At 36.5% G+C, this 16,469-nt stretch carries 21 protein-coding genes and 1 tRNA gene; 15 read left to right on the top strand and 7 right to left on the bottom strand.

The genetic code is table 11. The features are described from left to right. The first annotated feature begins 20 nt into the window (after window positions 1-20). The gene (locus tag GVX98_RS06935; protein WP_004980182.1) at window positions 21-287 is read left to right on the top strand and encodes a PAAR domain-containing protein; all 267 of its coding nucleotides are present in this window, start codon (window positions 21-23) and stop codon (window positions 285-287) included. Window positions 288-424: 137 nt separating this feature from the next. After that, window positions 425-1,240, top strand: a complete 816-nt coding sequence (locus GVX98_RS06930; protein ID WP_159127623.1) for an alpha/beta fold hydrolase — start codon at window positions 425-427, stop codon at window positions 1,238-1,240. 38 nt (window positions 1,241-1,278) lie between these two features. Here the strand turns inward: GVX98_RS06930 and fabR are convergent, their stop codons facing one another. Beyond that, entirely contained in the window at window positions 1,279-1,974 is a 696-nt protein-coding gene (fabR, locus tag GVX98_RS06925; RefSeq protein WP_004693528.1) for an HTH-type transcriptional repressor FabR, read from the bottom strand. Window positions 1,975-2,113: 139 nt separating this feature from the next. On the opposite strand from fabR, the gene GVX98_RS06920 reads away from it, so the two are divergent. Both GVX98_RS06920 and GVX98_RS06915 read left to right on the top strand, forming a co-directional pair. Further along, window positions 2,114-3,181 (top strand): ferredoxin reductase, encoded by a 1,068-nt coding sequence (locus tag GVX98_RS06920; RefSeq protein ID WP_159127622.1) that lies wholly within the window; start codon window positions 2,114-2,116, stop codon window positions 3,179-3,181. Window positions 3,182-3,195: 14 nt separating this feature from the next. Beyond that, window positions 3,196-4,290 (top strand): acyl-CoA desaturase, encoded by a 1,095-nt coding sequence (locus tag GVX98_RS06915; protein ID WP_078389684.1) that lies wholly within the window; start codon window positions 3,196-3,198, stop codon window positions 4,288-4,290. 36 nt (window positions 4,291-4,326) lie between these two features. Here GVX98_RS06915 and GVX98_RS06910 read toward each other — a convergent pair whose 3' ends face one another. The 3 genes from GVX98_RS06910 to GVX98_RS06900 all read right to left on the bottom strand — a co-directional run bounded on the left by GVX98_RS06910 (window position 4,327) and on the right by GVX98_RS06900 (window position 6,516). After that, the gene (locus GVX98_RS06910; RefSeq protein ID WP_010326552.1) at window positions 4,327-4,527 is read right to left on the bottom strand and encodes a hypothetical protein; all 201 of its coding nucleotides are present in this window, start codon (window positions 4,525-4,527) and stop codon (window positions 4,327-4,329) included. 160 nt (window positions 4,528-4,687) lie between these two features. Continuing rightward, window positions 4,688-5,344 (bottom strand): HAD-IB family hydrolase, encoded by a 657-nt coding sequence (locus GVX98_RS06905; RefSeq protein WP_159127621.1) that lies wholly within the window; start codon window positions 5,342-5,344, stop codon window positions 4,688-4,690. Further along, a complete protein-coding gene (locus GVX98_RS06900; RefSeq protein ID WP_004980175.1) occupies window positions 5,311-6,516 on the bottom strand; it encodes a DUF1615 family protein in 1,206 nt (401 codons plus the stop codon). Before GVX98_RS06900 ends, GVX98_RS06905 begins: the two co-directional genes overlap by 34 nt. A 417-nt stretch (window positions 6,517-6,933) precedes the next feature. Between GVX98_RS06900 and GVX98_RS06890 the strand changes: the two genes are divergently transcribed. The 7 genes from GVX98_RS06890 to GVX98_RS06865 all read left to right on the top strand — a co-directional run bounded on the left by GVX98_RS06890 (window position 6,934) and on the right by GVX98_RS06865 (window position 10,992). After that, the gene (locus GVX98_RS06890) at window positions 6,934-8,103 is read left to right on the top strand and encodes a type I restriction endonuclease (RefSeq protein ID WP_004980172.1); all 1,170 of its coding nucleotides are present in this window, start codon (window positions 6,934-6,936) and stop codon (window positions 8,101-8,103) included. A gap of 270 nt (window positions 8,104-8,373) precedes the next feature. Further along, window positions 8,374-8,589, top strand: coding sequence for a hypothetical protein (locus tag GVX98_RS06885; RefSeq protein ID WP_159127620.1), 216 nt, complete (start codon window positions 8,374-8,376; stop codon window positions 8,587-8,589). A 278-nt stretch (window positions 8,590-8,867) separates the two neighbouring features. Then, on the top strand, window positions 8,868-9,077 hold the full coding sequence (locus GVX98_RS06880) for a cold-shock protein (protein ID WP_004693516.1): 210 nt from the start codon (window positions 8,868-8,870) through the stop codon (window positions 9,075-9,077). A gap of 333 nt (window positions 9,078-9,410) precedes the next feature. After that, window positions 9,411-9,698: a head-tail connector protein gene (locus tag GVX98_RS06875; RefSeq protein ID WP_004980169.1), complete on the top strand. Its 288-nt coding sequence runs from the start codon at window positions 9,411-9,413 to the stop codon at window positions 9,696-9,698. 255 nt (window positions 9,699-9,953) lie between these two features. Continuing rightward, window positions 9,954-10,223: a hypothetical protein gene (locus GVX98_RS06870; protein ID WP_087014309.1), complete on the top strand. Its 270-nt coding sequence runs from the start codon at window positions 9,954-9,956 to the stop codon at window positions 10,221-10,223. Between the two features lie 104 nt (window positions 10,224-10,327). Then, complete coding sequence (locus GVX98_RS16905; RefSeq protein ID WP_017397253.1) at window positions 10,328-10,453, top strand: hypothetical protein; 126 nt, start codon at window positions 10,328-10,330, stop codon at window positions 10,451-10,453. 462 nt (window positions 10,454-10,915) lie between these two features. Then, window positions 10,916-10,992 (top strand) — tRNA-Met (locus GVX98_RS06865). A gap of 190 nt (window positions 10,993-11,182) precedes the next feature. Here GVX98_RS06865 and GVX98_RS06860 read toward each other — a convergent pair. Continuing rightward, window positions 11,183-11,554, bottom strand: coding sequence for a helix-turn-helix domain-containing protein (locus tag GVX98_RS06860; protein ID WP_004693511.1), 372 nt, complete (start codon window positions 11,552-11,554; stop codon window positions 11,183-11,185). Window positions 11,555-11,653: 99 nt separating this feature from the next. Here GVX98_RS06860 and GVX98_RS06855 point away from each other — a divergent pair, with 99 nt between their 5' ends. Next, a complete protein-coding gene (locus GVX98_RS06855) occupies window positions 11,654-12,655 on the top strand; it encodes a zinc-binding alcohol dehydrogenase family protein (RefSeq protein WP_004980165.1) in 1,002 nt (333 codons plus the stop codon). Between the two features lie 380 nt (window positions 12,656-13,035). Here the strand turns inward: GVX98_RS06855 and GVX98_RS06850 are convergent, their stop codons facing one another. Then, window positions 13,036-13,617 carry a hypothetical protein gene (locus GVX98_RS06850; RefSeq protein ID WP_159127619.1) on the bottom strand — a complete coding sequence of 194 codons (582 nt, stop codon included), beginning with the start codon at window positions 13,615-13,617 and terminating at the stop codon, window positions 13,036-13,038. 431 nt (window positions 13,618-14,048) lie between these two features. On the opposite strand from GVX98_RS06850, the gene GVX98_RS06845 reads away from it, so the two are divergent. From GVX98_RS06845 to GVX98_RS06835, 3 genes are all read left to right on the top strand, one after another. Continuing rightward, complete coding sequence (locus GVX98_RS06845) at window positions 14,049-14,258, top strand: cold-shock protein (RefSeq protein WP_004980161.1); 210 nt, start codon at window positions 14,049-14,051, stop codon at window positions 14,256-14,258. 106 nt (window positions 14,259-14,364) lie between these two features. Further along, window positions 14,365-14,592: a hypothetical protein gene (locus GVX98_RS06840; RefSeq protein WP_004980159.1), complete on the top strand. Its 228-nt coding sequence runs from the start codon at window positions 14,365-14,367 to the stop codon at window positions 14,590-14,592. 55 nt (window positions 14,593-14,647) lie between these two features. Beyond that, window positions 14,648-14,845 carry a hypothetical protein gene (locus tag GVX98_RS06835; RefSeq protein WP_004980157.1) on the top strand — a complete coding sequence of 66 codons (198 nt, stop codon included), beginning with the start codon at window positions 14,648-14,650 and terminating at the stop codon, window positions 14,843-14,845. A gap of 245 nt (window positions 14,846-15,090) precedes the next feature. Here the strand turns inward: GVX98_RS06835 and GVX98_RS06830 are convergent, their stop codons facing one another. Beyond that, window positions 15,091-16,353 carry a sensor domain-containing diguanylate cyclase gene (locus GVX98_RS06830; protein WP_004980156.1) on the bottom strand — a complete coding sequence of 421 codons (1,263 nt, stop codon included), beginning with the start codon at window positions 16,351-16,353 and terminating at the stop codon, window positions 15,091-15,093. Between the last annotated feature and the right edge of the window lie 116 nt (window positions 16,354-16,469).

Genomic DNA, 16,469 nt, shown 5'->3' with positions numbered 1-16,469 from the left:
AATGTATCGAACAATAAATTATGTCTAAAGCTCTAGTAACAATGGGTTCAAAAACAACACATGGTGGCATCGTCACTGAGTGTGAAAACAGTTTTGTGATCAATGGTATTGCTGTGCATTTAAATGGAATGAAGCACTTTTGTCCAAAGTGTCGAATGGTGGTTTCTGCGATAGCAGCAGATCAGAGTACAACGGTCTTGGGACGTGCTGTGGTGATTGCAGGAGACAAAACCAACTGTGGCGCTACTTTTTTAGCTAATCAGAACTTAACTGTTTCTGCAAAGTGATCTCAGATCTATCACGGAATATTTTTAAAAATTGGCGGAAGTGATCAAAGTTCATGACTTAGGGTTCATCCTGCGTCATTTTGTTTAGATTAAAAAACGATTATGGTAAATAGGCTATAAAAATAGATTTGAATGACATGAGCAAACCAGCCTTACACTTTACCCATGCAAACGGCATTCCCTCGGGCAGCTATCAAAAATTCTTTCAGTTTTTGAATAAAGATTTTGATGTCAAAGCGATCCCGATGATTGGCCTAGATCCGCACTATCCTGTGGAATACCGTTGGGAAGCGTTGGTCGATCAAGTTATTTCAGATATTGAACAGCAGTTTCCACGGCAACAAGTGATTGGTTTAGGGCATTCTTTTGGTTCTTTACTTACGCTTATGGCGGCTTATAAAAAACCACAGTTGTTTTCTCAAGTGATTATCATGGATCCACCGTTTGTGATTGGTTCCAAGGCCTTTTTATTTGAAGCATTACAAAAGCTGGGATCAAAGTCCATTGAAAAACTTACCCCAGCTGCGGTGACCGTCAAACGTCGTGATCATTGGGAAAGTATTGAGCAGGCCAGTCAGGCACTCAGACCGAATCGTATTTTTAAAGACTTTGATGAACAGTGTTTTGCGGACTTTATGGCGTGCGGTTTAAAAAGTGATCCGACTCGAAATGGGGTGACGCTAACCATTCCCAAACATACTGAAGCTGAGATCTTCAGGACAGTGCCTGCATGGTGGTGGCGTACCCCACGCAAAGCACCTAATATGCCAATTCATGTGCTGACTGCCAGAGACAGCCATTTCTATAAGCAAGGTTTACCCCAAGGGATGAAAAAAACCTATGCGATCGACTATAGTGTGCTTGAAGGTGGGCATATGTTTCCGCTAGAACAACCGAAACAGACCGCAGAATTTGTGCACCAGCTCATTAAAGAGCAACAGCGAAACAAATAAGAAGATATTTCAGTGAATCTGTTGAGTGTAATAACAGATTAGCGAATCATCGCCTCATCCAAATGACGCGAACCTTCCAAAATCATGCGAATCATGATCATGGTTTGTTCAGCCATTTTTTTACGCTCTACACTTGGCATATCAATCACTTTGGCACCCATATTGAAAACCAATTGGGTGATTGCCATGGACACCAATTCAGGGTGGAAGAGTTTGCTATTATTTAAACGTTCTAAACGAATTAAATCATCTTTGAGTTCTTGTTGGAAATAATTTAACTGTCTTTCGACCGCATTTTTATAAGATGCCGAACCCGTATATGCTTCGCGTAAAAGCAGGCTTAAGTTGCCATCATCAGCATCTAGTTGTTCAATAAAAACTTCGACTGAGCTACGAATAATACTTTCTTGGCGAATGGCCTTAATCCGTGCTTCATGCAAAATTTGGCGTAGCACAACACCTGCACGTTCAATCAACTCGATAGCAAGTTCATCGGTATCTTTAAAATGACGATAAAAACTATTTGGCGCAATGCCTGCTTCACGTGCGACTTCACGCAAGCTTAAGGATGCAATACTTTTTTCAGGACCAATCAAATTTAAAGCAGCTTGAAACAGTTCATCTTTTGTAATCGTTGCTTTTCGACCAACACTACGTGCAAGCACTGGTGCATGTTTTTTTGAAGCTTCATGCTCTGTGTTGGTTGTATGGGTTTGAATGGTGGTCGGTGTCATATTTATCAAGCAATTAAATCAATCGGTTCATTATAGCCCACTGGTCGACATTGTGAAACAAAACGAAACAATCAGAATATATATACAAATATATATACATGTGTATAATAATTCAAAATCTATGGCGTGGTCCTTTACTATGCAGATCCTTGAAAAAACTAAATCTCCTTTAACTGAGTATGCTGAGAGTGTTATAGACCGACACACAGCTAACTTTTGGCTTCAAAAAATTAACCCACTTTGGTCGATACACCAAGCTTTGGGTAAAGTGGTAAAAAAAGAGCAAGTTGCACAGGATATGGTGAGTTTGACGCTGCAAACCAACCGTCACTTTCAAATGGGGCAAGCGGGACAACACCATCCTGTATATGTCGTGGTTCAAGGCGTACGTTATGAACGTACCTATAGTTTGACCCAGATTGATGCGCAACATGTCTTACTGAATGTAAAAATGGTAGACCAAGGTAAGGCAAGTCATTGGCTATGTGAGCAGGTTAAAATCGGCGATGTTTTAGAATTCGGCCAGCCTTATGGCGATATGCAATTGACTGTAAATGATCAACAGTTAATTTTACTCGCTGCGGGCAGTGGTATTACCCCCATGCTGAGTTTATTAAAACGTTTAGAGAAGACCGCCAAGCTTAAAAAGCAGCCTGTACATTTGATGTATTGGGTGAAAAAACATACTGATGCAGCTTTCAAAGCATATTTTGAGCAGTTGGCAGCACAATACTCAAACTTTACATTCAGCATGTTTTATACCCAAGAGTCAGATGAAGGTGAACGTTTAAACCAAAACCATATGTCTGGACTGGATCAGATTGAAAATGCAACGGTATATGCATGTGGCCCTTCAGGGTTTGTGGCTACGGTTGAGCAGCTTTTCGCTTATGCCAATACCTTAAAAACTGAAGCGTTTAGCATGAGTCCATTTGCAAATGATGATGTTGGTTTTGTGAATATTACCTTAACAAAGTCGAAGAAAATTTTAAGCATTCCCAAAGGTCAATCCATTCTTGCAAGTTTGGAACAGCAAAATGTGAAGCCTCAACATGGCTGCCGTATGGGAATCTGTAACAAATGTGCCTGCAACAAAGTTGAAGGTTCGACCAAAAACTTGGTTAATGGTGCACAAAATTCTGAGCCTGGAAATTTTCTAAAAATTTGTGTCAATACTGCACAAACTGATCTTATTGTTGATTTATAAGGGGAATAAATACAATGAATATGCCTGTTAAAGTTGAATATTTTAAAAACCCGAAGAATCGTGAATTAACTACATTTGAGTTAGATGAGCTTGCACGTGAGTTAGATGCCATTAAGCAAGAAGTACTGGATGATATTGGCGAGAAAGATGCGCAATATATTCGTCGTGTCTATGCAGCGGTGCGTTATGCATCTATTGCAGGTCGTGCATGTTTATTTGCAGGTTGGTTTCCGCCTGCATGGGTGCTGGGCACGGGCTTGCTGAGTTTTGCCAAAATCATGGAAAACATGGAATTAGGTCATAACGTAATGCATGGTCAATATGACTGGATGAATGACCCTAAGTTTAATGGTCAAAACTATGAGTGGGACATCGTAGGTACAGCAGACAATTGGCGTCAGACCCATAACTACAAGCATCATACCTATACCAACATTAAAGGGATGGATGATGACATTGGTTATGGTCTGCTTCGCTTATTCCCTGAACAACGTTGGAAACCGGGCTTTTTATTGCAACCGATTTATAGCATTCCATTTTGTTTGTTGTTCCAATGGGGCGTTGCCATCCAAAACTTGGAATTAGGCAAATACTTCAAGGGGCGTAAAAGCAAAGCGCAGACTTTAGCCGAATGGAAACCTATGCAGCGCAAAATTGGTAAACAATTGTTTAAAGATTATGTATTTTTCCCACTCATTGCAGGACCTGCGGCATTGCCTGTCTTTACGGGAAATTTGGTTGCAAATGGTATCCGTAACATGTGGACATTTAGTGTGATTTTCTGTGGTCACTTCACCAAAGACGTGGAAGTTTTCCCGAAAAAAGTACTGGAAAATGAAAGCCGCGGTCACTGGTACATGCGCCAAATTCGTGGTTCGTCGAATTTAACTGGTTCAGAAGCATTCCATATTTTGACAGGGCACTTAAGTCATCAAATTGAGCATCACTTATACCCAGACGTACCCGCACGTCGTTACCGTAAAATGGCGCCGAAAGTACAAGCGGTGTGTGAAAAGTATGGCATTAACTATAACAATGCCAGCCTAGTAAAACAGTATGGTAGCGTCATCAAACGTATTGTGAAATATGCATTTCCCTTTAAAAAGTAAGTAAAAAAGCCACTTCATTTGAAGTGGCTTTTTTTGTTATTTACTAAATTGACGTAAGGTCTTTACCAGATGATTGTAATCACCTTGTTTGGCGATATTGAGCACATGTTCAATTTCGTGTTTTAACCATTTTTGTTTTGAAGCATTAAAAGCGAACTGCGCCAATAATACAAAGGGACTTTCACCGAATTTGATCGAAAGACCTTTGACATACTTGGGTGGAGATAACTGTTCCATACTGATGCCTTTTTATAATTTAAGTAGAATGGTTCTCAAAATATTTTTATTAGGCAAAATTTATCATAAATATATTTTTTGGTAAATAAAACATACTGAATTTTAATAATAAATATTTTCGAAAAAATAATATGGTTAATTATTAACCTATGCTTAATAATTAGCTTATTTGACGATGATTTGATGTATTTGACAAGTCAGGAAGACTTAGATCTGTCCCCACCAAATAGCTAAAATCAGCCAAAGACAACATTTGTCTGTCTTCAATACTATTTCCATAAGCATAAACGGCATGATAACTATCCAGCTCATATTTTTCTTGGATACGTTGAGCTTTGTATTCACAGCTACAGTCTGCTGTCTGATAGCGCCCTGTGTAGCGTTGCTGGTCTTGTTCAACTTGGGTACAGATCAGATCGATTGAGAGTATTTCACACACATATTTTAAATAGATATCAATTGAGGCCGAGACCAAAACCACATCATCACCCAAACTTTGGTGATGCTTCAGTTGGCTATAAAGTGCTGGATTGAGTCCTTTGATTAAAAGCTCAGCATAGCGTTTTGCATAAGCGTCGATTTCGCTTACTTCAGCTTGCTTAAACATCGCATGGAAGAGCTTAGAGCGCATATGATGGGCAGGATAAAAACCCAAATAATAACTTTGAATATAAGGCAGTACTTTTAAGCCTTGTAGTGCAATATGCCGTTTTGAATGCACATAGAAGATGAACCCCGTAAAACTGTCTTTGTCATACAGGGTGCCATCAAAGTCAAATAAGGCTAGATTTTTATGCGCTTTGCACGTTGCATGCATGTTTGATAACGTCCATTGACACGAGTGGCAAACCAGTTGGTATTGTAATCACGACTGAGTTTTGGACCAGAAATGACGACTTCTGGCATCATGGCATAGAAAGGTTCTTTTTTAGTGACTTCTTGATAAAGCTTAGCCACAGCGCGATAGGTTGCTGTATCTTCAAATTTTTTCTCTTTCTCTTTTTTCAGGTCAGAGCGAATTTGACGCGGAGTAACCAAAATATTGTGCTGAGCGAAAACACTGATGAGTTCACGTTCTGATTGGCTTTTTGCAGATTTAGGTGAGCCATCTTTGCCATAAAGTAACAAGTCTCCGTCTAAATCAAGTTCTGCTTCAGTTAAGTCATTCAACATACTTTGGAAGGCGGCATTTCGACTTGAGTACATACCCGAGTTATAGTCGGCAAAACGGTAGAGGGGTTTGTCATAGTCAGCAGGGTACATCATCAGTCGGTGGATGCCATAGTAAAGACCACCATATTGGCTATAAAGGTCGGTACGTAAGTCAGCCATACTGCCACCTTCACGTTTATTGTCTTTGGCATAACCGATATGCACTTGCATTGAACCCAACGTGGTAATCGGGTTCATTTTTTCGCCTACGTCCTGACCGACAAGTTTGGCTGCACCTGTGAGTGCACTGACGTGATAGTGCTTTGACATATAGTCAAAAATTTCACGGTACAGTTCATCCAGTTCGCGTTCTGTTTTAACGCGGCGCATTTGGCTTAAATAGTTATCTTCAGGGCTTGGCTGCTCTTTTAAGACCTGTTGGAAATAACCTGCGATGGTGCCACCGATAGCATCACCGAGCTTATCTTTAAATTTTTCATCTAAGCGATCTTGGACTTCTTTAACCGCTTTTTCACCTAAACCGTAAACTTGTGGGTCTGCAACAAAGTTAGACTCTTGATCAACCACGGCAATGATCGAACACATATTCTCTTTATTTTGCGGAATACCAAACTGCTCTGAAATATCGTATATATCTTCAGCCCATGAACGGCGGTCATTTACGCGTCCGGGAATGATGCGTGCGATTTGTTCAGCATTGAGCTTAGGCTCATCATCTGTCCACCATGAACGATCACCGCAGGCGGTTAAGCCTATAGATATGGCCAAGACACTTAGTGTTTTTAAACCAGAAGAAAGAAACAGCTTTTTATTCATAAACAGAGAACACATGATAAAAGGTGAGCCGAAACAGCAGGTGCAGTATACTATGTCGGTCGAAAAAGTGATGAATTTATATGTATATTGGTCGGTATCAACTGTCAAATCATTTGGTTGTTGTTCCTATGGCAGGTGGGTTGGGTTATTAAGAAGAATGAATATTATTCAGTCTGTTATCTGTTTTATTATGACGGATGGCGCAAAATTAGTGTAATAGATTGAGGAGAACTTAACTTATGATTTTTCCATTTTTTGAGATTCGTTTTTTTAATAAATTAAACAGAAAATAGTTCAACGAATAGAATGTAATGACATTCTAAAAACAAATTTAAATTAATATTTGAAAAATAAAGTAAAAGGGTTAAGATCTAAAATTAGATCAAAAAATGTACTTGTAATAATAATGAGGGGAATATGGAAAATTTTATTAATAGACTAAGAAGCCATATTGAGCATGTGAAAAAAGTAGGGGGCCACTGTACTACAGAAGAAACAACTAAGCAGGCTTTAATCCTTCCTTTATTAGATATTTTAGGTTTTAGCCCTTATGACCCGACCAAGGTGCTTGCAGAATTTGCAGCTGATTTTCCAGGTGTGAAATCTACAGAAAGAGTTGATTATGCTCTTTACTGTAATGGGCAACCTGTAATGTTTATTGAAGCAAAACCTTATGTTGCTAATTTAACGAATCATGCTCCGCAGCTATCTAGATATTTTAATAGTAGTTTAGGGGTGACGATTGGCGCGATCACAAATGGTAAAGAATGGAGATTTTTTACTGATTTAATTAATCCAAATGTGATGGATGATAAGCCATTTTTAACAGTTGATTTTACGAAGAATAAAGCCGAGGATTTGACACAGCTAGCTGAGTTTAAACATGATAATTTTCATGTAGAAAAGCTACGCTTTTTTGCTGAAGAAAATCAATATATCCAGCAGTTTAAAACTGTAATAAAAAGAAGTATTAATGAAGTTGATATTGATTTTGTTCGCTATGTGGCTCAACAAGCAAGTATTCCTCGTCAATTAAACACTAAATTTTTAGAGTCAATTCAGCCTTTTGTAAAACAAGCTGTTGAGCAGTCAATTAGTGATACCGTTGTTAAAGGACTATCCTCGCCTACAATTATTACTGCCCAGCCAGTTGAACAAAAAGTAGAGGAGACTATTGAGATTGTGTCCGAAAGCTCAACGCTAGCTGACATTGTTAACTCTGAAAATGAAAGAATTGTGACTACTGTTGATGAACAGGAGTTAAGTCGTATTGTGACAGAGCTCTTTCCTGAAGTTGAATTGGTGGCTAAAGACACAGAAAGCTATTTTAGCGTGCTGTTTCAGAATAAAAATAATCGCTGGTTATTTAGATATGATGTAAATCGTAAGAGACCAACCATTCAGTTTGCAGTAGCAATTGATGACTATCGAAAAAAAGAGTTAGAGCGGGCAGGATTGGAAGTGCAAAATAACGGTCAAGTTTTTTTAGATAAACCTGAACACATATATAGAGCCGTAGGCATTTTAAAAGATTGCTTGGATTACTGTAGTAATGATGACAACTTTAAAAGAGCATCTAATTCCTAATAGAAAAAGCCACTTTATAAGTGGCTTTTTCATAGCACAGTAAAACTTCATACTTGAGAGATAGGATAGATCTTATTTTGTCATTACAAGTCATCCTTGGACGTGACCGTCGTGCAAAGATATCAAAATGATGTTTCTAATTTTCGATGAACTATGAATAAGAGTTATGGAGTACAGCCAAAGGCTCGGCAACAAGCCTCAAAAGCTTATCAAAGAGTAGGTTTTTTTATTTGTGCTATAGTTTAATTGTTACTTAGCAGGCAGAACAATATGAATATGTGTATTGGTGGTGACTTGGATGGTCAAGTAGTGATTTTAAATAAGATGCGATTTAATGCAAAAGAGATAGATCAAAATAAATCATCGAGCTATATCAAGCAAAAGTACGTTAAGGGCGATCAAGTCTTTAATTTTTGGCGACATGCAGAAATGAAAATATGGGATGTTACTCATCAAGTTGAGTTGATTTTAGGAAAGAAAAATTAGCTAGAAGTGGGCAAATAAGCTTTATTCGCTTTTAGTGAAGATTTTCTTATCAATATGGATGAAAAAGCATTTCATGTGGGGTTGGGTGGTAGCAATAAAATAATATGTTAAGGTCTATCTATTGCACGCTAAAAAGCTTATAGTGATAGTGTATTAGAATTATTTATTTTATTGTATTTACTAAAGTTATTTCGCAATTGATTCAACTCTGCGGTTTATCCGATGTATATGATTTAAAAGATTAATTCTTATATTTTTCAAAATTTAAGAGAATATTTATGTCAAACATTACAACTGGTACCGTTAAGTGGTTTAATGAAACTAAAGGCTTTGGTTTTATTTCTAGCGATACTGGAGAAGACGTTTTTGCACACTTTAGCGAAATCCAATCAAACGGTTTCAAAGTGTTGAATGAAGGTCAACGTGTTCAGTTTACGATTGTAGCTGGCAAGAAAGGCCCTCAAGCAAGCTCTATCACAGTAATCTAAGAATATTGTGAATTAAAAAACCCGCTTCAGTTAGCGGGTTTTTTAATGGCAGCTTATTTACTATTCGGTTGTTAAGGCGTCGTACGCTCACTATCTTTAGGCGGTGAATGGCTTATTTAAAAAACATATGAACAAATATTAATTGATCTATAAGAAATCTTTTGAAGGACTTATTAAGAATAGTAGAAAAATCCCTAGATAAAGGGATTTCAATGCCAAGTAATCAATATGAGAATAGGAATGAGGTGATATTTGCTATGACACCGTAAAAGACTCTAGGAACGAGTTTAGTGATGAAAGTGTAAAAGCTGACTCGGAAAAATGGAGTGATCTATGAGTATTGTTGAATTACATGAAGTGAAGCGCCACTTACACTATGCCGATGATAGCAATGATGTTTCATTAAAAAGCTTTATTGTTGCTGCTGACGCTATAATTAAAAATTATATTACAGATAATTTTGGATCGGAATATCCATCTGCCATTAAACAAGCAGCTTTATTATTAATCGAATACTGGGAACAGCACAGAAAAGATGGGGGAGAGGTATCTGTGAATGGTAACTACCTCCCAATACCCGTACTCTCTTTGCTTAATCTATATCGTAAGCCCACTGTTTGATAGGTGATGTAGATAATTGTATGTATCTTTAGGCATGGTATATTTGAAATCACCACATTGTAATTGAGAATTATTTGCATTTATTGGGTTTGGGCGTTAGAATCAATTTCAAGAATAAAATAAAATTTGACAATGATGTTTCATTAACCCAGCTCTATTGATTCTCCAGAGGCTGGGTTTTTTATCTGCTTTAACAAAAAATAAAATTAGGTTAAATTATACCGATTGTTAAAATAATTATGAGAATAAAAGATCATGAACAAAAAATTTGAATTACATGTACTCAGCCAAATCTATGACTTTCTAATTGAAAGAGAAGGATTCACTGCTCTAAATCTTCATTTTAAAGTTATGGAATTCTTTAGGGAGTTACATGTAGGGGATAAGAGGGATTTTGTTGTTTTGGCCCCGAATAAAATTTCAGGTAATTTCGGTGAGGTTACTCATATTCATTTATTAAATATTCCACATTTCCATGAAAAGGAAAAATTCATTCATTGGGCACATAAAGCTTTAAATCGCTAAGTACCTCATCTGTAAAGAAAGAGAATGAGGTTGTTTCATAAATTAAACATTGAAATCTTTAGATTTTGATAAGTTATATTTTTAAATCGTGCTAGGCAAAAATGATGAAAATATTTGCAATAGTAAGTTTAGTTTTAATGCTGGGATTAACGGCATGCCAAAAAAGAGATACAGATACGAAAGAGCAGGATAAAACTACAACGCCACATTCCATGGATAAAGATCAGTAAGAAAAAGCTCGCCAAATGGTGGGCTTTTTCAAGAGTTAAAATGGTATAGTAGCGCTGTCATTTAAGTACTTTTTTCTATGTCTGAAACCTATAAATACATTTACACCCAAATTAGTACATTTGGATCATTACCTACACATAAAGTTCTTATAAGTAGTGTGGGAAGGAAGACAAAATTAGTTTTCGCTGATAATACTTTTGTTTATAGTACCGTTTCTGATTGGGCTTTAAATCATTCGGGTCTTGATTCTAGGAAATCAATATGGTCTGAAGAGCCTAAGTCATTTTTAGACAGTGAAAAAACAAGATTAAGCGTCTATAGAGCCTCACATCCCGCTTTTATCACTGAAGCAAGCATTGGCTAAGCACTAGTATTTTGTATGCTGCTTATGTAATAACTGTTTATATTGCAAATAAAGTTTGCTTTGTGGGTGCTTAGGGCGTATAAAGCTAACTCGTTGATGCGGGATGGAGCAGTCTGGTAGCTCGTCGGGCTCATAACCCGAAGGTCGTTGGTTCAAATCCAGCTCCCGCTACCAACGAAAAAAGATTCAAAGTTTATAGCCTAGTCTTCACAGATTAGGCTTTTTTTATGGCTAGTTAATTTTATACATAGCTGTTTCTAAGAACGTAATTTTTATACAAGTCACTGGAATGGTGTGTAAGTCATGAAAGTACAGTATTTCTAGAAAACAATTGACTTTAAGTGAAGTAAAACAGGTTTAAATTTTATTCTGATTCTAACGGCATAATGGGTTTCCCAAATAAACCAATATTTTTATCCCCCCATTGTTTTAATGCAACCAAAATGGGTGCTAAAGAAGTGCCGAGTGTAGATAATCGATATTCTACTTTAGGTGGAACAACGGCATAAACCTTTCGTAGAATCAGTTGATCCTCTTCAAGTTCACGTAATTGTCTAGTAAGCATTTTTTGAGTGACATTTGGAATTTTCTTTCTCAGTTCATTAAACCTTAAAACGTCGTCTTCTAATAAATGCCATAAGATAATACTCTTCCATTTACCATCAAGTAAGCCTATGGCAGCTTCAACAGAACATCCTGGTGTGCAATCAAAACGCGAATGTTTTAGCTTACCCATTTCAATAGTATCCTTTTGGTAACTATAAGACGAATTTGTCTGTATAACTTAAAAAAGAATATTAAGTAAACTCAAATAACAAAACAAGAGGACAAGTGAATGAAGGCTATTTCTTATATTGATGGTATGGATCATGGATTTCAAAATCCACTGGTAGATATTGAAAAAGCGATGCCGAGCTTAAAAGATCGGGATTTGTTGGTTAGAGTCAAAGCGATCTCGGTTAACCCTGTCGATACCAAGGTTAGACGAAACCCAGTAGCAGTAGGCAACACACGTATCTTAGGATGGGATGCAGTGGCTGAGGTTGTTGAAGTCGGTTCTGGCGTGCAACATTTTAAAGTCGGAGATCAGGTCTGGTATGCAGGTGATTTAACGCGGGATGGGAGTAATGCTGAGTATCAAGCAGTCGATGAGCGTATTGTTAGCTTAAAACCTCAAAGCCTTAGTGATGCTGAAGCTGCTGCGCTGCCATTAACCGCTATTACAGCGTGGGAAATGTTATTTGATCGTTTCAATGTTGATTTAGATCAATCTGATAATATTTTAGTAATTGGAGGCGCTGGAGGTGTAGGATCTATTGCGATTCAATTACTCAAAGCGAAGACAAATTTAAAAGTCATTGCTACAGCATCTAGGGAAGAGACTAAAGTATGGGTTAAGTCTTTAGGGGCTGACTACGTCATCGATCATACCGAAGATTTAAACATGCAAATCAAAGAATTGGGTTTAGACGCACCTCGATATATTTTTTCAACTAATCAAACACACACGTATCTTCCTCAAATTTCTAAGCTTATTGCTCCACAAGGTAAGTTTGGCTTAATTGATGATCCGAAATCACTAGATATCAGTGAGTTTAAGTCTAAGTCTGTTTCTGTGCATTGGGAGTTCATGTTTACACGTTCAATGTTCAATACAACAGATATTGAACAACAATCTCAGCTCTTACATCAGGTTGCAGAACTAGTAGATAACCACAAAATTAAAACCACGCTGAATCAGACTTTAGGCAAAATTAATGCGAAAAATTTAAAACTTGCTCATGAACTGATTGAAACTGGCCGAGCGAAAGGAAAAATCGTTTTGGAAGGCTTTTAACTAGTTTTAAGCTCAACTTAAATAAGTGGGTTAATTTTTAAGTTAAACACTTGAAACTATACAATTAGGATCAATATTCTCAGCAAGGCCATTCTAGGGTTCAGCGCACTAGGATGGCTGTCCTCTTTTCGAAATCCGTTTCACTCATGTACACATAATAAAGAGCTTTTGGAATAATTTTTTCAATTCATTAAGTATTATGTTGTAAAGAATGAAACACACAACTTTGATTTAATATATTATCCTCAGCATAAGTCTAGATAGAGCGCCGTGTAGCGCTTTATTTTTATTTAAGTTAAATCAAAACAGTGCTTTGTGAGTATTAAAAATCTTAGGTACGGAAGATTTCGTATAGTTGTGATTATTTGAACGTCCAAGAGCTATTTCACTGTTCCTGCTTTTTGCATTTCTTGGTAAAGCTGATCAAGATAATGTTGTTGTTGGACGTTATCTTTAAGGTATCGTTGATAATTCACACTACAACTATCGATATCGGCGATATTATTGAGATTGAATGTCCAATCATCCGTGTTTTTAACATGAATGCCTAAGTCATCACTACATTTCTGCCAAAGTTGAGAAAATCGTGTCTGCTTATTGCTTGGCAGTTGGTTGAAACGTGCATAAACGCTGAAGCCTTTCATTTCTGAATTAAAATATTTGTGAATAAAACCAATGGGTACACCAGCCCAATTCATTGATTGATCTTCTGGGAAGGAAATCCTGATGAGTTTTTTTTCGTTCAGTAATGAATCTTGTTGGCCTGATTTAAAATGTTGTTCTTCATATTCTAGTTTTGTGTCTATAGGTACATTGATCTTTTTCACGATCATTGGTTGTGTCGTGATGTAATAGGGATAATCAGGCCTACCATTGCCGCCTGTAGGGTTCATATTGCCAACACATGCTCCCAAATTTGAGAGCAGGGCGATGCAAAAGATTAATCTAACTTTATTATTCATTATTGATCCTAAAAAAACTTTATTTACAGGCTATTTTATTTATCCAGAATAAACATGGTACACCTTATGCGAAACGTTCGAAATTTCATCTGTAGCCTCAATATTTTGGTTCAAGCTTATTCTAAGGCTCAGCACACGACTAGTGCTTTTTTTAGATGCTACAACTACTATTTTTAAGGACGTTTCAATTTATTGCAGGAAACATCTGATATAATTAAAATTTATGACAGCTATAAATAACTTGAATATTTATTTATTTCATGTATACTTGGCCTAACTAGAAAAAAGTAATGTTTAGTAAATCTTCTTTAAGTATCGCAGTTTTAGTCATAATCCTCCGTTGTTTCAGATCTTAAGCTCCACTTTTATTATTTTCAAAGTTACATATAGTCATTTTTGGCTCAAATTATTAAAATTCAGCAGGATATATTATGTCTACTACAGTTACCGGTACAGTTAAATGGTTTAATGAAACTAAAGGCTTTGGTTTCATTCAACAAGAATCTGGTCCAGATGTTTTTGCTCACTTTCGCGAAATCGCTAGTTCAGGCTTCAAAACATTGCATGAAGGCCAAAAAGTGTCATTCAGTATAGAGCAAGGTCAAAAAGGCCCAAATGCTGTAAATATTGTTGCTTTATAAGAAGCATTAAATATAAAAAAGCACTGAACAGTGCTTTTTTAATGACTAAAGATTATTAATTAAATATTTATTCCTTGTTGGGATATATGAAAAAAACTGGTGAAAATTGAAAAAACTTAATACCTTAATTGCTAAATCTTCAAATGGTACTGAAATTATAGTCTCGTTAATTCCTCTAAATAAAATGCAAAATACCCGTGATGGCTTGAAATCTATTGAAGTGGGTAAGCGTGTGTTGCTTCAGTCTGGAATCGAAGTGGATTTAAATTTAGATGGTAGAACATTTTATACCGCTTTAAATCAATTATTTAAATTTAACTATAAAGTTGCCTAACTAAATATTTGATTATATTGTTTTTAAATGAATTAATATTATAGGTATAGAAGAAATGTTAAAGAAAAATGTTACTGTCAAAGATCAATTCGGTACTGAATACTCTATTCAGGCAACTGTAGATAAAAACTCTTGCAGCACAATGTTGCATTCAAATTTAAGATATATCACTGTTGATGGCGAAGATATTCGTCCTGGTTTTGAAATGTTCTTCCAAAGTCTAAATAGCAGTAAAATTTTCAAGTTGATCTGAACGTTATTAGTTTTAATTTGGTCGTGATGACTAATACTACAATTATCTTAACCAACCCCAATGATTCCTCCTCAAATCTATTTAAATTATAGAACAGTTATTTTAGATAATTTGAAGAGGGCCATGTCGGGCAGAACACTTTTGTTAATAAGTAGTTTAATGACATCGCTAAAAAGTATTCCTAGCAAAAAATCTTTTGTGAATGGATAGGTTGAGTGATTTTTGTACTATAAATGGATTTTAGCTTAAGGTACTGAGTCTGGAAATATACAGTTACGTCCATTTGCTTTAGCAAGATATAATTGCTCGTCTGCTCTTCGTAGAACACTTGTTTTAAGCTCTTTCTTTTTCCAAGTCACTACTCCAAATGACATAGTAACTTCTTCAATCCTCTGAAACTTACAAGATTCAATGACTGTGCGTAGTCGATCAGCCATTTTCAAAGCCGAATCTAGTTTGATACTTGGTAATACGATTAATATTTCGTCTCCTCCCCAACGAATGAGAGTGTCCTTGCTCCGTAAATTTTTGGAGAGCTCACGCATCACTTGTTGTAAGACCTTATCTCCTAATGCATGACCATGAGTATCATTAATGGTTTTAAAGTAATCGATATCAGCCAATAACACGCAGCAAGAGTTATCTTCATTGCACATGTCTTTTTGAATGGTATCTAGAAGATGTTCACCATAGCGACGATTAAAAATGCTCGTCAAACTGTCGTAATTGGCCCACTCTTCAAGTTGACTCTTGATCTCGATATGATGATTAATATTTCTACCGATACTCACATTATGTGTAATTGTGCCATTACGGTCTTTTAGAGGGGATGAAACGAGCTCTAAGAAATGCTTTTCATATACGTGGTCTTTATTTTCAGTATCCTGATTTTTTACTCTCTGTAGTTCTATCAGCTTTTGATCATGTGGATATAATTTTGTGATAGGTTCATCTTTTAAATCTGCTAGGGTGTAGCCAGAGATTTCCTCTGCGGCATGATTCATAAATTTAATTCTAGCTTGATCATCCGTGATCACTATCGTATCGGGTGTTGTATTTATCGCTGCAACCAACATCGCTTGATATTTAAGACTTTCATTTTTTTCCGTGATATCTCGTTGAACGGATACAAAATGGGTGATTTCACCTGTTTCAGTTTTAATCGGGGAGATGTTCCATTCTACAGCGTACGGTGTTTTATCTTTGCGATAATTAATCGTATTGTTATGGAAAAATAGTCCATTAGATATGCAATCTTTTAACTCCTGAATCACGGTTAGATCTGTCTCAGGCCCTTGTAAGATACGGGGCGATTGTCCAATTAACTCTTCTTCGCTATAACCTGTCATTTCACAAAATGCTGGATTGCAGAAAAGGATGTGTGGGCCATTATTCTCAAAGCAGGCATTTGTAATGACGATCGCATTAAATGATTGTTGAATGGCCATAGTCATTAAACTATTGAATTCAGTCGCTGTTAATTTTTTGTGTTCAGAATATTGAGGCATATTGGAGTGAATCACTATGTTTCTTTATTGTTTTCCCTGTTCTTATTAATATCATAAATTAGACTTTAAATTAATGAATAATGCTGGTTTATGATTTATACAATATAATCATAAAC

Source organism: Acinetobacter sp. 8I-beige (genome assembly GCF_902505955.1).
GTDB classification, from domain to species: Bacteria; Pseudomonadota; Gammaproteobacteria; order Pseudomonadales; family Moraxellaceae; genus Acinetobacter; species Acinetobacter johnsonii.
The sequence above is the reverse complement of the archived record's forward strand: the minus strand, read 5'-3'. Positions and strand labels throughout refer to the sequence as shown.

Coding starts and splice junctions, on each gene's coding strand:
- GVX98_RS06830 (WP_004980156.1), bottom strand. CDS start 16,353: ATGCCTCAATATTCTGAACACAAAAAATTAACAGCGACTGAATTCAAT.
- GVX98_RS06890 (WP_004980172.1), top strand. CDS start 6,934: ATGGAAAATTTTATTAATAGACTAAGAAGCCATATTGAGCATGTGAAA.
- GVX98_RS06920 (WP_159127622.1), top strand. CDS start 2,114: ATGCAGATCCTTGAAAAAACTAAATCTCCTTTAACTGAGTATGCTGAG.
- GVX98_RS06835 (WP_004980157.1), top strand. CDS start 14,648: ATGTTAAAGAAAAATGTTACTGTCAAAGATCAATTCGGTACTGAATAC.
- GVX98_RS06875 (WP_004980169.1), top strand. CDS start 9,411: ATGAGTATTGTTGAATTACATGAAGTGAAGCGCCACTTACACTATGCC.
- GVX98_RS06870 (WP_087014309.1), top strand. CDS start 9,954: ATGAACAAAAAATTTGAATTACATGTACTCAGCCAAATCTATGACTTT.
- GVX98_RS16905 (WP_017397253.1), top strand. CDS start 10,328: ATGAAAATATTTGCAATAGTAAGTTTAGTTTTAATGCTGGGATTAACG.
- GVX98_RS06855 (WP_004980165.1), top strand. CDS start 11,654: ATGAAGGCTATTTCTTATATTGATGGTATGGATCATGGATTTCAAAAT.
- GVX98_RS06915 (WP_078389684.1), top strand. CDS start 3,196: ATGAATATGCCTGTTAAAGTTGAATATTTTAAAAACCCGAAGAATCGT.
- GVX98_RS06930 (WP_159127623.1), top strand. CDS start 425: ATGAGCAAACCAGCCTTACACTTTACCCATGCAAACGGCATTCCCTCG.
- GVX98_RS06845 (WP_004980161.1), top strand. CDS start 14,049: ATGTCTACTACAGTTACCGGTACAGTTAAATGGTTTAATGAAACTAAA.
- GVX98_RS06905 (WP_159127621.1), bottom strand. CDS start 5,344: ATGCATGCAACGTGCAAAGCGCATAAAAATCTAGCCTTATTTGACTTT.
- fabR (WP_004693528.1), bottom strand. CDS start 1,974: ATGACACCGACCACCATTCAAACCCATACAACCAACACAGAGCATGAA.
- GVX98_RS06885 (WP_159127620.1), top strand. CDS start 8,374: ATGAATATGTGTATTGGTGGTGACTTGGATGGTCAAGTAGTGATTTTA.
- GVX98_RS06860 (WP_004693511.1), bottom strand. CDS start 11,554: ATGGGTAAGCTAAAACATTCGCGTTTTGATTGCACACCAGGATGTTCT.
- GVX98_RS06910 (WP_010326552.1), bottom strand. CDS start 4,527: ATGGAACAGTTATCTCCACCCAAGTATGTCAAAGGTCTTTCGATCAAA.
- GVX98_RS06880 (WP_004693516.1), top strand. CDS start 8,868: ATGTCAAACATTACAACTGGTACCGTTAAGTGGTTTAATGAAACTAAA.
- GVX98_RS06935 (WP_004980182.1), top strand. CDS start 21: ATGTCTAAAGCTCTAGTAACAATGGGTTCAAAAACAACACATGGTGGC.
- GVX98_RS06900 (WP_004980175.1), bottom strand. CDS start 6,516: ATGAATAAAAAGCTGTTTCTTTCTTCTGGTTTAAAAACACTAAGTGTC.
- GVX98_RS06850 (WP_159127619.1), bottom strand. CDS start 13,617: ATGAATAATAAAGTTAGATTAATCTTTTGCATCGCCCTGCTCTCAAAT.